The following is a 12,069-nucleotide window of genomic DNA, read 5'->3' on the forward strand; positions in this document are numbered from 1 at the left end:
GGCGCTAGGCGTTTTGCACGGCGCGCGGCTCTTTCCACAGCGCGGTCGCGGCGAGGAATGCGATCGCTCCGATCGCGGCGAGGATGCCCGCGGTCGTGGCGAGCCCGAGGCGCGCGCCCAGCGTGCCGGCGATCGGGTAGGTGAGCAGGAAGCAGGCGTGCGAGAGCGAGAACTGCGCCGCGAAGACGGCCGGGCGGGTTTCTTCGGTCGAGGCGCGGCGCAACAGGCGCGCCGACGGCGTGAGCACGAGTGCGTTGGCGGCTCCGGGAACGGTCCATAGCGCGAGCAGCAGCGGCCAGGACACGTCGGTCCCAAACGCCGCGAGCACGGCCGCGATCGCCGCGAGTGCCGCGGGCAGGGCGAGGTCTCCGGCGAGCATCACGGGCCGGTCGGGCACTGAATCGAGGACGCGCGGCAGGACGAGCACGACCGTGTTGACGATGACGAACGCCGCGCACGCCGCGGGTCAGCCGCTGCAGGAACGGTGCGGGCGCGTCTGGTCGGTGGGGTGGCAGCGCGGTCGCCCCTACGAGCAGGGCGCTGCCGACAAATCCGATGACGGTGCCGAGGAAGAGGTTGCTGTAGGACAGGAATGTGAGCAGCGCCGCGGCGAGCATGGGGGGAGAGGACCGATTCGAGGTCGTAGGCGAGGCGCGAGAGTGACAGCGCCGCGGTGTAGTCGCGCTCGTCGGGCAAAATTTCGGGGATGATGGCCTGGAACGTCGGCGTAAACGTCGCCGATGCGGCCTGCAGGACGAAGATGAGGACGTAAATCTGCCAGGCTTCGCTCACCCAGGGCAGGCCGAGCGCGACGGTGAGCAGGCCGGTGCCGATGAGGGTGATGACCTGCGCGCTGAAGAGTTTTGCGTAGGAGGGGTTACGCAGCACGTGGAGCATGGGATGAGTATTCCACCGCGGCGCATGGGGAGGAAATCAAGCGGAGTACGCTGAGAATATGAGATGCGTGCGAGTAATGCTGCTGGGGGCAGCGCTGGCGCTGAGTGCGTGCGGCGGCAGCGTTCCCGAGGCAACGCCGAGCAGCACGTCGGCGGCGAATCCGTCGCGATCCTGTCTCGCATCGGAGCTCATTTACGACCTCACCGTGCCCGAGGCGGGCCGCGGCGAGGGCTACGTCGTCATCAATATCCGCGCGGCCGGTGGCGGCACGTGCCAGCTCGAGGGGTATCCGAAGGTGGCGTTCGCGAATCAGGCGGGGACGTCGGAGAGCGGGCTGCCCGCGCAGCAGCAGCCGGGGGAGAATGCGCGGTATGAAGTGCGGCCGGGGACGGTGGTTCCGCTCGTGGTCCAGCTGCGGACGCAGGATGCGGTCGGGAGCCCGTGCGAATTGCAGCACGCGAACGGCATCATCGTGACGCCGCCGGGCGGCGAGGTCGGCACGTTCCTGGAATACCCGACGGACGTCTGCTCGGATATGGACCAGCCAATGCTGAAGGTGTGGCCGCTCGGCGTGACGTTCGATCAGGCCTACGGCTAGGTCGAGCCGCGGCTGGTGTTAGGAGGAGCGCTCGGGCAGCAGCGTGTACCAGCCGACCTGGCTGAGGCGCTCGCCCGCGACGTCGAGGTCGCGCTTCATCCCGAGCGGCGCGAAGCCGGCGGAGGTGAGGAAGCGCGTGCGGCTTTCTTCGCCCGCCACCGCCCACGTGACAATGCCGGGCAGTGCGAACGTATCCGCATAGTCCATGAGGGCCGCGAGCAGGCGCGAGCCGTGGCCCGCGCGCTGGTCCGCGCCGCGCACGTCGAGGCCGGAGATTTCCGCGTGGATCACGCCGTGCCCGTCGGGCGTTGCCACGGGTTCGGGCAGCGCGACGAGGCTCCCGTATCCGACGACGCGGTCCGCGCGCAGCGCGACGACGACCGCGGACTTGGCTGGCAGCGAGGCGATCGTTCGGCGCCACACGTCGGCGCCAACCATCGCGTCGATCTGCGCGCGCGCCGCCTCGGGCACCGCGCCGCCGAAAGCTGCGGCGATGTCCTCGATCAGCGCGTGGCGTTGGATCTCCCAAATCCGTGGCGCATCGTCGAGCACGGCGGGGCGGACAGAGACATCGGGAAGAGGCATGGCTCCACCCTACGCGACGATGCGCCGACCCCCACTCGGGGCGCCGGCGCATCGCGTCGAGGTGCGGCTAGTCGCGGTTCGGCAGCAGCCAGGAGCGCTCCGAGTTGAAGTCGATTCGGACCTCGCTGCCTTCGGCGTGGATGGTTTCGGGATCGGGGTCTGCTTCGATCACGACGATCGTGCCGTGCTCGGTTTCGACCTCATATTCGACGTTTTCGCCGTAGAACACCGCGGCGAGGATCTGGCCGTGGTCGCCGACGACGTCATGTGCCTGCTCGCTGGAGTCGACCTTCTCGAGTCGCACGGACTCGGGACGGACGAGGACGAGCGCGTCCGATCCGGCCCCGATATCCGGGTGTGCCGGGATCGTGAACTCACGTTCCAGGACGCGCACCCGCGCGTTTCCGTCGGCGACCTCGAGGACATCGACGGCAAGGAAGTTCGCGCGGCCGATGAAGTCGGCGACGAAGACCGATGCCGGTCGACGATAGATCTCGTCGGGGCTGGCAGCCTGCTCGATCTTGCCGGCATTCATCACGACGATGCGGTCGGACAGGGTCATCGCCTCGGACTGATCGTGGGTGACGTACAGGCTCGTGATGCCGAGCCGGTGCTGCAGGCGGCGGATTTCCTGACGCATGCGCACACGCAGCTTCGCATCGAGGTTCGACAGCGGCTCGTCGAACAGCAGCACCTTGGGACGCATGACCATCGCGCGCGCGAGCGCCACGCGTTGCTGCTGGCCGCCCGAGAGCTGGTTCGGCGCACGGTCGGCAAGCGCGTTGAGGTTCATCGACGTCAGCGCTACGTCGACCTGCTCCCTAATCTCCGCGGCCGGGAGCTTCTTCAGCTTCAGGCCGTAGGCGATGTTTTCGCGCACGCTCAAGTGCGGGAAGAGGGCGTAGGACTGGAACACCATCGCCATCGGCCGCTTATTGGGCGGCTGGTCGACGAGGTTGGTGCCATCGAGCTCGACGCGTCCGCTCGTCGCGTCCTCAAACCCCGCAACCATGCGTAGCGTCGTCGTTTTGCCGCAGCCCGAGGGGCCAAGGAGCGTGACGAACTCGCCGGGCGGGATGTCGAGGGTGATGCCATCGACGGCGTTGACTGCGGTGGCGCCGGACCCGAAGGTCTTCACGAGGTTGTCGAGCTTGAGGCGCCCAACCTCGGGATCAGTGGGTTCCAGCACTTCGGGCTGGGTATTCGTCGTAGTCATATCAGGCTCCTGCGGGGGTAATGGGGGCCTTGACCGCGGGATTGCCGCGGACAGCCAGGTTGATAATGCCGAGCACGCTCATGACGATGACGATGAGGATCGTGCAGAAGGCGAATGCGTTGCCGAAGCGACCCGCGTCGACCTCCGAAAGGATCTGGGACGTCATGATTCGGGTGTGCGGCGTCGTGATGAAGATGATCGGCGACAGCGTCGTCATCGAGCGCGCGAACGCGTAGGAAAGGCCGGTGAGGAACGCTGGCCGGATGAGCGGCAGTGTCACCGTCCTAAACGTGGTCAGTCCGGAGGCGCCAAGGGAGATCGCGGCTTCGTCGATCGCTGGGTCGATCTGCTGCAGGGATGCGATGCCGGAGCGTTGACCGGCGGGCATCGAGCGCGCGATGAACACCATGACGATCGCGATCGCACCACCGAGGATTGCGCCACCGCCAGCGACGGCCGGCAACACCGTGACGCCACCAATCTTCAGCGGCGTGTTGAACGTGATCGCGTAGCCGATACCGATGACCGTGCCGGGGACGGCAAGACCGAGCATGCCGAAGAAGTCGAGCAGGTCGCGCCCACGCTTCAAGCGGCGGACGACGAGCCACGCGATGAGCATGCCGAGCACGCCCGCGATCGGCGTAGCGATCAGAGCGAGCAGCGTCGTATCGATGATGGCGTCGTTACCGATGCCCGAGAGCAGGTACTTGAAGTTGTCGAGCGTGAACGTATTGTTGACGCCCAGAATCTTCACGAACGCGCCGACGAACACCGCAGCGTAAATGATGATGACGACGGCGGTGACGAGCCCGATAACGCTCAGCAGCGAAACGCGCGCCTTCCACGACGTGATGAGACGACCCTGCCCTGCGGGCTTGCCCGTCACCGTCACGGTTGAGGCGCGGCCGGTCCAGTACCGCTGGACGATAAAGACCAGTAGCGCCGGGATGAGCAGCACCAGTGAGTAGGCCGAGCCCGCTGCGGTGTTGTATTCGCCCGTGATTGCGATGTAGGCGCGCGATGCTAAGACGGTGTAGTCGCCGCCAATGACGAGCGGATTCGCCAGGTCGGCGATCGCCTCGACGAATAGCAACAGGAACGACGCGGCGAAACCGGGGACGAGCAATGGGAGCGTCACGGTGCGGAAAATCTTCCACTTCGACGCGCCAAGGGACGCCGCGGCTTCTTCCATCGCGGGATCAAGCGAGCGCAGCATGCCGAGCAGGTTCATGTAGGCCACGGGGAAGAACGACAGCGACAGCACGAGTGTGAGTCCGTCGAGGCCGTAAATGTTCCACGGCATGCCGAGCAGCTGGTTCGAGATCATGCCGTTGCGGCCGAAGAGCGTGATGGCCGCCGTCGCCACAGCAAACGGCGGGGAGACGATCGGCAGGAGCACAATGAGGTGCAAAAACTTTTTGCCTTTGAAGTCCAAGCGAGCCTGCGCATAAGCGAACAGGAAACCGAGAAGGGTTCCGATCGCGCCGACGAGGACGCCAAGGACGACGGTGTTGCGGATAATCCGCAGATTCACTGGGGATGTGAAGATCCGGCCGAGGGCAGCAAGGCCCTCTTCGCCGAAGGCTTTCGACAGGATCTGGATCAGGGGCAACCCGATAAGGATCGTCAAAATGATGAGAACCGCGACGATCAGGCTGATCGTGATGGGATCCTGCCGTACCCGAGTGCGGGCAGAGCCCGCCGCCGCGGGGGCCGCGGCGGCGGGGTCAGCAGCGAGCTGAGCCGTTGTGCTCATGAGGAGTCCTGCTCGACGCTAGTCACGCGGCGCTGCCGCGATCTCTTCGTCGAACCGGGCGGTCAGGCCGGGCTTCGACTCGGAGGCCTTCGCGAAGTCGTAGTCGATGAGATTCACATCATCGAGCTTGACCATACGCTCATCGACCTTCGCTTCCGGGTGAGTGAGCACCTGGTAGGAGCCGACGGTCTGGCCGATGTTCTGGGCTTCCGCCGAGATCGCGAAGTCGATGTACTTCTTCGCCGCATCGGCGTTCTTCGCGCCCGCGATCATCGCGACGCCGCCCACCTCATAACCGGTGCCTTCCTTCGGGAAGCTCACCTTGAGGTCGCTCATGCCTTCTTCCTGGTACTTCACGCAGTCGTGGGAGAAGACGAGACCGACGCCCACTTCGCCACGACCCGCGACCTGGCCGGGAGCGGTGCCCGACTTGGTGTACTGCAGGACGTTGGGATGCATCTTCTTCATAAAGTCGAGGCCGCCGTCTTCACCGCCGTTGAGCACTACCTGCGTCCACAGCGTCGTGAACGCGGTGCCCGAGGTCGACGGATGTGCCGTCGAGACCTGCTGCTTCAGCTTCGGATCGAGCAGGTCATCCCAGCTGTCGGGAAGCTCAACGCCGAGCTTGTCCAGGACGGCCTGGTTGGAGCAGAACCCGAGGACGCCGACGTACACGCCCGTCCACATGTGGTTCGGATCCTTGTACTTGTCCGGGATTTTGGCCGCTTCGGGCGAGTCATATTCCTGAAGGAGCCCCTGCTTGACCGCAGCGCCATAGCCGTCGACCGGGCCACCATGCCACACGTCGAACTCGGGGCTGTCCTTCGCGGATGCGAGACGGGCGACCGTTTCACCCGAGGACAGGCGCACGAAGTTGGCCTTGATGCCCGTCTTTGCCGTGAACGCTTCGGTCCACTTCTGGCACAGGTCTTCCATCGCGCCGCACGCCACCGTGATGCTGCCGCCGGAACCGTCGCCATCGCCGCCGGATTCGTCGGAGCCGCAGGCCGTAAGGGAGAGAGCAAGCGCCATAGCGCTCGCGGTAACTGTCATTTTCCGAAACTGCATGGTTTCCTCCTCATTGAGTGGTGACACTCAAAGAATCCCAGGAATTCCGGAGTTTTTGGACCCTAGAAAGGTCACGAATGGTCACGGCTGTGTGACCGAAGGAGGTAGCCCGCTCCGCGCTGGTTCACGACGAGGCTTGCCGCATCGCCGAGTTCCTGACGCAGCCGGTACATAGCAGTCTTGACCATCTCCTTGCCGCCGTGGCGTGCGGAGGTTTGCCAGACCTCATTGAGCAGGTCGTTGATGGCGACGGCTTCGCCCGGGGTGCGGGCAAGGGCGCGCAAGAGCGCGTGTGAGGTCGCGGTGAGGCGGATCTGGCGATCTCGGTATTGCGCGCGGGGAGAGTCGACCTCGATGCTGAGATCCCCGACGACGATGTCGGGACGCCTGGTCGCTCGGGACCGGGCGAGCAGGACTCGCACCCGCAGAGCGAGCTCTCGCGGGGAAAAGGGTTTTGCGAGGTAGTCATCGGCCCCGGCCTCGAGCCCGCGGATGCGTTCTGTCTCCGAGCCGAGCGCGGAGAGGAAGATGATGGGCACGTCGCTCACGGCGCGGATGCGTTCGCACAGTTGGATCCCGGTGATGTCGGGGAGCATCACGTCGAGGACGATGGCATCGATCTGGTGGTTTCTGAGGGCGTGCCAGCCGGCTTCGCCCGTCGGGGCGAGGAGCGGAGCGAAATCATGTTTGGCGAGGACGAACTCGATGATGTCTGCCATCTGGGGTTCGTCTTCGACCACGAGAATCCGGCCAGTGTCCTCACTCATGGCTGGCGTCTAACGTCGTCGGGATCGTGAAGTACATGGTCGTGCCACTCCTCGCGGTGGTATCTACGAGGATAGTTCCGCCGTGCAGTTCCACAATCGCTTTGGTGATCGTGAGGCCGAGGCCGGTGCCCTTCTCGGAGGTGGTGTGGAAGGGCTGGAACATGGCCTCGCGAATTTCGGAGTCGACGCCGCGGCCCTCGTTTGATACGGCGAGGACCGCTTGGCCTTCGCCCTCGGTCACGTGGAAATTGATCGGTGTGCCTTCGCGAGCGTGCCGGATTGCGTTGTTTGCGAGGTTCCACAGAGCCTCACGCAACAGCCGGGTGTCGGCGAGGACCGGGATCGGCCGGCCGCGGTTATCGAGTTGGAGGGGAGCGTCGTGCAACGCCCGAAGTTCGCGGACCGTGTCGCGCACAAGTGCGCGCAAGTCGAGTTTTTCCAGATGCAGATCGAACAGCGTGGCTTCGAGCCGGGCGTAACTCAGCAGGTCTTCGGTGAGCGAGATGACGTGTGAGGTGTTGTCCATGATCGTGGTCATGAAGCGTTCCTGCTCAGCGGTGAGCGGTCCGGCGGAGCCATCTTCGAGCAGTTCCCCGGCGCCGCGGATGAGGGCGAGTGGGGTGCGCACCTCGTGGGACAACATCGCGATGCGCTGGGCACGATCCTTGGCGAGTCCCCGCAGTCGTTCCGCTTCGGCCCGCGTGGCCTGGTGAGCGCGGGCAGCTGAGCGGATTCGTACGAACCCTGCGATGGCCGCCGCGCACGCCAGGAGGAACGCGATCACGAGGGCGAGGATCGCGGCGGGTGGCCAGGACGCAAAGAGACTCATGACAACAGATCGAGCGCGAGCTTCACTTCGTCGGTCATCACCGCGTCGACGCCGAGCGCCGCCATCGCGCGTAAATCTTTTTCCCGGTTCGGCGTCCAGCACGAGACGCCCAGCCCGAACTCCTGTGCGGATCGGACCAGGCCGAGGGATACGCCGTGGTATTCGGGGTTGATCGCGCTCGGGCGTAGCTGCGCGAGGATGCGGATGTCGGGAGTGACGAGGCCTTCGTCGTTCAAGTAGACCTCCGTCCTCGTGCTGTGGCGACGTACCTCGAGCAGGCCGGGCAGTTCGCCGCAGAACGCGACCTTGCCCTCGAGACCTTCGTGGATGAGCAGCGCGAGGGCGGCGAGCGCTACCTCGGGCGTCTTTTGGTCGAGGATGACCGGGATGTCATAGGTGCGCGAGAGCTCGAGGACTTCGTTCAGCGTCGGGATCCGGTCATCGCCCTGTCCGAGCGCAGCCAAGGACTCCGCGCTGTGCGCGGACACCGGGCGCGGATCGCCCCACAGGCGAGCCGTCGTCGCGTCGTGGATGACCACGACCGAGCCGTCGCCTGCCAGCTGCAAATCGACTTCGACGCCGGCCACGCCAAGCTTCATGGCGGCCTCGATCGCGGGCAGGGTGTTCTCCAGGTGGTGGGCGTGATAGCCACGGTGCGCAATGATTCGCATAGCGCTATCGTCCCAGTCTTTGGGCGAAATCTTGGCTAGCTTGGCCCGTGGGTCTACCCTTCGAACATGAATAGGCAACGTGCTCGCGAGGTTTTCGGTTCCGTCATTCCTGCGATGGTTACGCCCTTTAAGGCCGACGGCTCGCTCGATCTAGATGCGGCGCAAACGCTCGCCGACCATCTCGTTGCCAAGGGCTGCGACGGCATCTTGCTGTCGGGTACGACGGGGGAGTCGCCGACGACGCACACCCCGGAGAAGAACGATCTCATCCGCGTCGTGAAGGACGCCGTCGGGGATCGCGCCAAGATCATGGCCGGCGCGGGCTCGAACGATACCAAGCATGCGGCGCGCATCGGTGCGCAGGCCGTCGAGGCGGGCGCGGACTCGCTGCTCATCGTCTCGCCGTATTACAACAAGCCGAGCCAGGCGGGGATTGCGGCGCATATCGTCGAGATCGCCAAGGCCGGCGACGTGCCCGTCATGGTCTATGACATCCCCGGGCGCACGGGAGTGAAAATCGGCCCCGAGGCGAACGAGATCATCGTCGCGGATCCGCGCATCATTGCGGTCAAGGACGCCACCGGTGACGTCGTCGGCGGTATCGCGCGCGGCCGGGAGCACGATCTCGCGATCTACTCCGGCGATGACGCGCTGAACTTCTCCTTCGGCGCGCTCGGTGGTGCGGGATTCGTCTCCGTCGTCGCGCATGCGGCGCCCGACCGCTACCGCGCCATGGCGGATGCGCTCGAGGCAGACGATGTGAAGAAGGCGGCCCAGCTGCACCACGAACTGCTGCCGCTCGTCGACGCCGTTATGGGCGAGGGGCTCGGTGCCGTCATGGCCAAGACCGCGGTCGCGCTGCAGGGCATCATTCCGTCGGCGACGTTCCGGCTCCCGCTGCTGCCGGCGACCGATGAGCAGGTCGCGAAGCTGCGTAGCGCCATGGAGACGCTGAACTATCTCTAACACGAGCTGGTCACGCGGTTAGCTGTTCGGTTGTGTGAGTTTATAGCGAGATTATGAATGCTAAAAAGGCATTCTGGTATGTCGCTCACACGGATCGTTGTTCGATTCTTATCGGTAATAGCAATCTGGCGGGAACAGTGTGATATCTGTTCCCGCCAGAATGGGTATTACGTGCGCTATTAGCTCATCTTGCGAAAGCGTTGGCCGGCGGGGATGCGTGCCGCGAAGTCCGTGACGACCAGGTCGTCGGTGAAGTGCCAGATCGCGGCCTGGGTGGCGGTGATGGCCTCGCGCTCGGTCAGCCCGGCGAGGTCGGGGGCGGCCTTCGCGACGTGGGCGACCGGGACCTGCGGGTAGCTGTTGTTGATGATCCAGTGGACCTTCTCGCGCACGTCCTTGCTCGTCTTGAACTTGTTATCGCCCGGGAAGGTGTGCCATGCGTCGGCGGCGCCGTCGGCGTCCATCGCCGCGTCGATGGTGTACTCGATGCAGTAGGATCACACGTCGATCGTGCCATCGACGTTCGTGTCGACGGGGAAGAGGACGGTCTGCGAAACATTAGACGTGCTACCGGGAACAAAACCTCGAATCGCGGCGCCCACCTGGCGCTGCTCTACTGACCCGATCCGCACCTGTGACGCGTGATCGGTATCGGCATAAGCGCCGGTCGTCATCGTATAGACCAGGGCAAGAGGCGCTGCGGCAGCGAGTAATCGGCGAGCCGCCGATCGGAATGAAATCATGGAATAGACCTTCGGCGATTGAAGAATTGGCTTCGAAAGATTACGAAGAGCGTGCACTGATCGCCAAATTCGTCGTGCGTGGGTAATGTTATAATTCTTGCGTGAGGCAATGTTGCCAAGTTTCGGTCGAGTTTACGGGCTTTACTGGTCGCAATTTATCGCCCGAATAGCGGTGTCGATTAATGACGGGTGCCCGTGAGCCAGGCCGCGGCCGAGTCGGTGGTGTAGGCGTGGTCGTGGGGGCGCATCATCGCCGCCGGCCATCAAACCTCGTAGACTTGGCACGTGATGGAACCCTTTACTGAGCTTTCTGCCCCTCCCGCCCTCCAAGACGACACCCTGCGGATCGTCCCGCTCGGCGGACTCGGCGAAGTCGGCCGCAACATGACCGTCTTCGAGATCGATGGCCGACTGCTCATCGTGGACTGCGGTGTCCTCTTCCCCGAGGACGACCAGCCGGGCGTCGACCTCATCCTGCCGGATTTTTCCTATATCGAAGACCGACTCGACGACGTCATCGCGATCGTGCTCACCCACGGCCACGAGGACCACATCGGCGCGGTCCCGTACCTGCTGAAGCTCAAGCCGGACATCCCGCTCGTCGGGTCGTCCTTCACGCTCGCGCTCACCGAGGCGAAGCTCCAGGAGCACCGAATCACGCCGCTCACGCTGACGGTCACCGAGGGTGATATCGAAGAGTTCGGCCCGTTCGAATGCGAGTTCGTCGCGGTCAATCACTCGATCCCGGACTCGCTCGCGCTGTTCATCCGCACCAAGCCGGGCAACGTGCTGCATACGGGCGACTTCAAGATGGACCAGCTGCCGCTCGATAACCGCCTCACCGACCTGCGCTCGTTCGCCCGCTTTGGCGATGAGGGCGTCGACCTGTTCATGGTCGACTCCACGAACGCGGAAGTGCCCGGCTTTACGACGCATGAACGCGAGATCGGCCCGGTCATCGACTCGGTGTTCGCCGATGCGCCCGGCAAGATCGTCGTCGCGTCCTTCGCCTCGCACGTCCACCGCATCCAGCAGGTGCTCAACGCCGCCGCGCATCACGGCCGCAAGGTTGCCTTCGTCGGACGCTCCATGGTGCGCAATATGGGGATCGCGGAAAAGATGGGCTTCCTCGAAGTGCCCGCCGGCGTCGTCGTCGACGTGAAGAAGCTGCAGGATCTACCCGACGATAAGACGGTCCTCGTCGCGACGGGCTCGCAGGGCGAGCCGATGGCCGCCCTCGCGCGCATGGCGAACCACAGCCACCAGATCTCCGTCGGCGTGGGTGATACGATCCTGTTCGCCTCGTCGATGATTCCGGGCAACGAAACCTCGATCTCGCGCGTGATCAACGGACTGACGCGCCTCGGCGCGAAGGTCATCCACCAGGGGATCGCGCGCGTGCACGTCTCGGGCCACGCGCCCGCGGGCGAGTTGCTCTACTGCTACAACATCGTCGGCCCCGAAAATGCTATGCCCATCCACGGCGAGGTCCGCCACCTCGTCGCGAACGCGAACCTCGCGATCTCGACCGGCGTGCCGCGCGAGAACGTCATGCTGGGCGAGTCGGGCGTCGTCGTCGATGTGAAGGACGGCAAAGCCGAGGTCGTCGGCCAGGTGCCGTGTGGCCTCGTCTTCGTCGACGGGTCCTCCATCGGCGAGATCACGGAATCCGAGCTGAAGGACCGCATGATCCTCGCGCAGGAGGGCTTCGTCTCCGCGTTCGCCGTGATCGAGGCGAAGACGCGCGAGATCGTCGCCGGTCCGACCGTGTCCGCCAAGGGCGTGGCCGAAGGTGATGACGTGTTCACCGCGCTCGAACCGAAGGTCGCCGAGGCGCTCGAGAAGGTCCTCGCCGATGGCGTGACCGACGAGCACCAGCTCAGCCAGGCGATGCGGCGCGTGCTCGGACAGTTCGCGTCCAAGCGGCTGCATCGCCGCCCCATGATCATTCCCTCCGTCGTCGTGAAGTAGCT

At 64.8% G+C, this 12,069-nt stretch carries 14 protein-coding genes; 3 read left to right on the plus strand and 11 right to left on the minus strand.

The genetic code is table 11. The features are described from left to right. Nucleotides 1–4: 4 nt before the first annotated feature. Entirely contained in the window at nucleotides 5–427 is a 423-nt protein-coding gene (locus tag BSZ39_RS14425) for an MFS transporter (RefSeq protein WP_245792381.1), read from the minus strand. Continuing rightward, nucleotides 379–897: a hypothetical protein gene (locus tag BSZ39_RS14430; protein WP_245792382.1), complete on the minus strand. Its 519-nt coding sequence runs from the start codon at nucleotides 895–897 to the stop codon at nucleotides 379–381. The genes BSZ39_RS14425 and BSZ39_RS14430 overlap by 49 nt, the downstream gene beginning before the upstream one ends. Nucleotides 898–955: 58 nt before the next feature. On the opposite strand from BSZ39_RS14430, the gene BSZ39_RS00205 reads away from it, so the two are divergent. Beyond that, on the plus strand, nucleotides 956–1,495 hold the full coding sequence (locus BSZ39_RS00205) for a DUF4232 domain-containing protein (protein ID WP_083602804.1): 540 nt from the start codon (nucleotides 956–958) through the stop codon (nucleotides 1,493–1,495). Nucleotides 1,496–1,513: 18 nt separating this feature from the next. On the opposite strand, the gene BSZ39_RS00210 is transcribed toward BSZ39_RS00205, so the two are convergent. From BSZ39_RS00210 to BSZ39_RS00240, 7 genes are all read right to left on the minus strand, one after another. Then, nucleotides 1,514–2,080 carry a GNAT family N-acetyltransferase gene (locus tag BSZ39_RS00210; protein ID WP_073715389.1) on the minus strand — a complete coding sequence of 189 codons (567 nt, stop codon included), beginning with the start codon at nucleotides 2,078–2,080 and terminating at the stop codon, nucleotides 1,514–1,516. A gap of 67 nt (nucleotides 2,081–2,147) precedes the next feature. Continuing rightward, nucleotides 2,148–3,296 (minus strand): ABC transporter ATP-binding protein, encoded by a 1,149-nt coding sequence (locus BSZ39_RS00215; RefSeq protein WP_073715390.1) that lies wholly within the window; start codon nucleotides 3,294–3,296, stop codon nucleotides 2,148–2,150. A gap of 1 nt (nucleotide 3,297) precedes the next feature. After that, nucleotides 3,298–5,052: an ABC transporter permease gene (locus tag BSZ39_RS00220; RefSeq protein WP_073715391.1), complete on the minus strand. Its 1,755-nt coding sequence runs from the start codon at nucleotides 5,050–5,052 to the stop codon at nucleotides 3,298–3,300. 18 nt (nucleotides 5,053–5,070) lie between these two features. Continuing rightward, entirely contained in the window at nucleotides 5,071–6,084 is a 1,014-nt protein-coding gene (locus BSZ39_RS00225; RefSeq protein WP_245792383.1) for an ABC transporter substrate-binding protein, read from the minus strand. A gap of 107 nt (nucleotides 6,085–6,191) precedes the next feature. Continuing rightward, entirely contained in the window at nucleotides 6,192–6,887 is a 696-nt protein-coding gene (locus tag BSZ39_RS00230; protein WP_073715393.1) for a response regulator transcription factor, read from the minus strand. Continuing rightward, nucleotides 6,880–7,716, minus strand: a complete 837-nt coding sequence (locus BSZ39_RS00235; RefSeq protein ID WP_073715394.1) for a sensor histidine kinase — start codon at nucleotides 7,714–7,716, stop codon at nucleotides 6,880–6,882. Before BSZ39_RS00235 ends, BSZ39_RS00230 begins: the two co-directional genes overlap by 8 nt. Next, entirely contained in the window at nucleotides 7,713–8,387 is a 675-nt protein-coding gene (locus BSZ39_RS00240) for a glycerophosphodiester phosphodiesterase (protein ID WP_073715395.1), read from the minus strand. Before BSZ39_RS00240 ends, BSZ39_RS00235 begins: the two co-directional genes overlap by 4 nt. A gap of 66 nt (nucleotides 8,388–8,453) precedes the next feature. On the opposite strand from BSZ39_RS00240, the gene dapA reads away from it, so the two are divergent. Continuing rightward, nucleotides 8,454–9,353, plus strand: a complete 900-nt coding sequence (gene dapA / locus BSZ39_RS00245; RefSeq protein ID WP_073715396.1) for a 4-hydroxy-tetrahydrodipicolinate synthase — start codon at nucleotides 8,454–8,456, stop codon at nucleotides 9,351–9,353. Nucleotides 9,354–9,532: 179 nt separating this feature from the next. Here the strand turns inward: dapA and BSZ39_RS00250 are convergent, their stop codons facing one another. Beyond that, nucleotides 9,533–9,841 (minus strand): thioester domain-containing protein, encoded by a 309-nt coding sequence (locus tag BSZ39_RS00250; RefSeq protein WP_281247105.1) that lies wholly within the window; start codon nucleotides 9,839–9,841, stop codon nucleotides 9,533–9,535. Between the two features lie 9 nt (nucleotides 9,842–9,850). Then, a complete protein-coding gene (locus BSZ39_RS13320) occupies nucleotides 9,851–10,096 on the minus strand; it encodes a hypothetical protein (protein ID WP_143180295.1) in 246 nt (81 codons plus the stop codon). A 288-nt stretch (nucleotides 10,097–10,384) separates the two neighbouring features. On the opposite strand from BSZ39_RS13320, the gene BSZ39_RS00255 reads away from it, so the two are divergent. Then, nucleotides 10,385–12,067 carry a ribonuclease J gene (locus BSZ39_RS00255; RefSeq protein ID WP_073715398.1) on the plus strand — a complete coding sequence of 561 codons (1,683 nt, stop codon included), beginning with the start codon at nucleotides 10,385–10,387 and terminating at the stop codon, nucleotides 12,065–12,067. Nucleotides 12,068–12,069 lie beyond the last annotated feature (2 nt).

The organism is Bowdeniella nasicola, from assembly GCF_001907295.1.
GTDB classification, from domain to species: domain Bacteria; phylum Actinomycetota; class Actinomycetes; order Actinomycetales; family Actinomycetaceae; genus Bowdeniella; species Bowdeniella nasicola.

Excerpts from the sequence above, each read along its gene's own strand:
- BSZ39_RS13320 (WP_143180295.1), bottom strand. The coding sequence starts at position 10,096 with ATGATTTCATTCCGATCGGCGGCTCGCCGATTACTCGCTGCCGCAGCG.
- BSZ39_RS00225 (WP_245792383.1), bottom strand. The coding sequence starts at position 6,084 with ATGGCGCTTGCTCTCTCCCTTACGGCCTGCGGCTCCGACGAATCCGGC.
- dapA (WP_073715396.1), top strand. The coding sequence starts at position 8,454 with ATGAATAGGCAACGTGCTCGCGAGGTTTTCGGTTCCGTCATTCCTGCG.
- BSZ39_RS00210 (WP_073715389.1), bottom strand. The coding sequence starts at position 2,080 with ATGCCTCTTCCCGATGTCTCTGTCCGCCCCGCCGTGCTCGACGATGCG.
- BSZ39_RS00205 (WP_083602804.1), top strand. The coding sequence starts at position 956 with ATGAGATGCGTGCGAGTAATGCTGCTGGGGGCAGCGCTGGCGCTGAGT.
- BSZ39_RS14430 (WP_245792382.1), bottom strand. The coding sequence starts at position 897 with ATGCTCCACGTGCTGCGTAACCCCTCCTACGCAAAACTCTTCAGCGCG.
- BSZ39_RS00235 (WP_073715394.1), bottom strand. The coding sequence starts at position 7,716 with ATGAGTCTCTTTGCGTCCTGGCCACCCGCCGCGATCCTCGCCCTCGTG.
- BSZ39_RS00255 (WP_073715398.1), top strand. The coding sequence starts at position 10,385 with ATGGAACCCTTTACTGAGCTTTCTGCCCCTCCCGCCCTCCAAGACGAC.
- BSZ39_RS00215 (WP_073715390.1), bottom strand. The coding sequence starts at position 3,296 with ATGACTACGACGAATACCCAGCCCGAAGTGCTGGAACCCACTGATCCC.
- BSZ39_RS00240 (WP_073715395.1), bottom strand. The coding sequence starts at position 8,387 with ATGCGAATCATTGCGCACCGTGGCTATCACGCCCACCACCTGGAGAAC.
- BSZ39_RS00230 (WP_073715393.1), bottom strand. The coding sequence starts at position 6,887 with ATGAGTGAGGACACTGGCCGGATTCTCGTGGTCGAAGACGAACCCCAG.
- BSZ39_RS00220 (WP_073715391.1), bottom strand. The coding sequence starts at position 5,052 with ATGAGCACAACGGCTCAGCTCGCTGCTGACCCCGCCGCCGCGGCCCCC.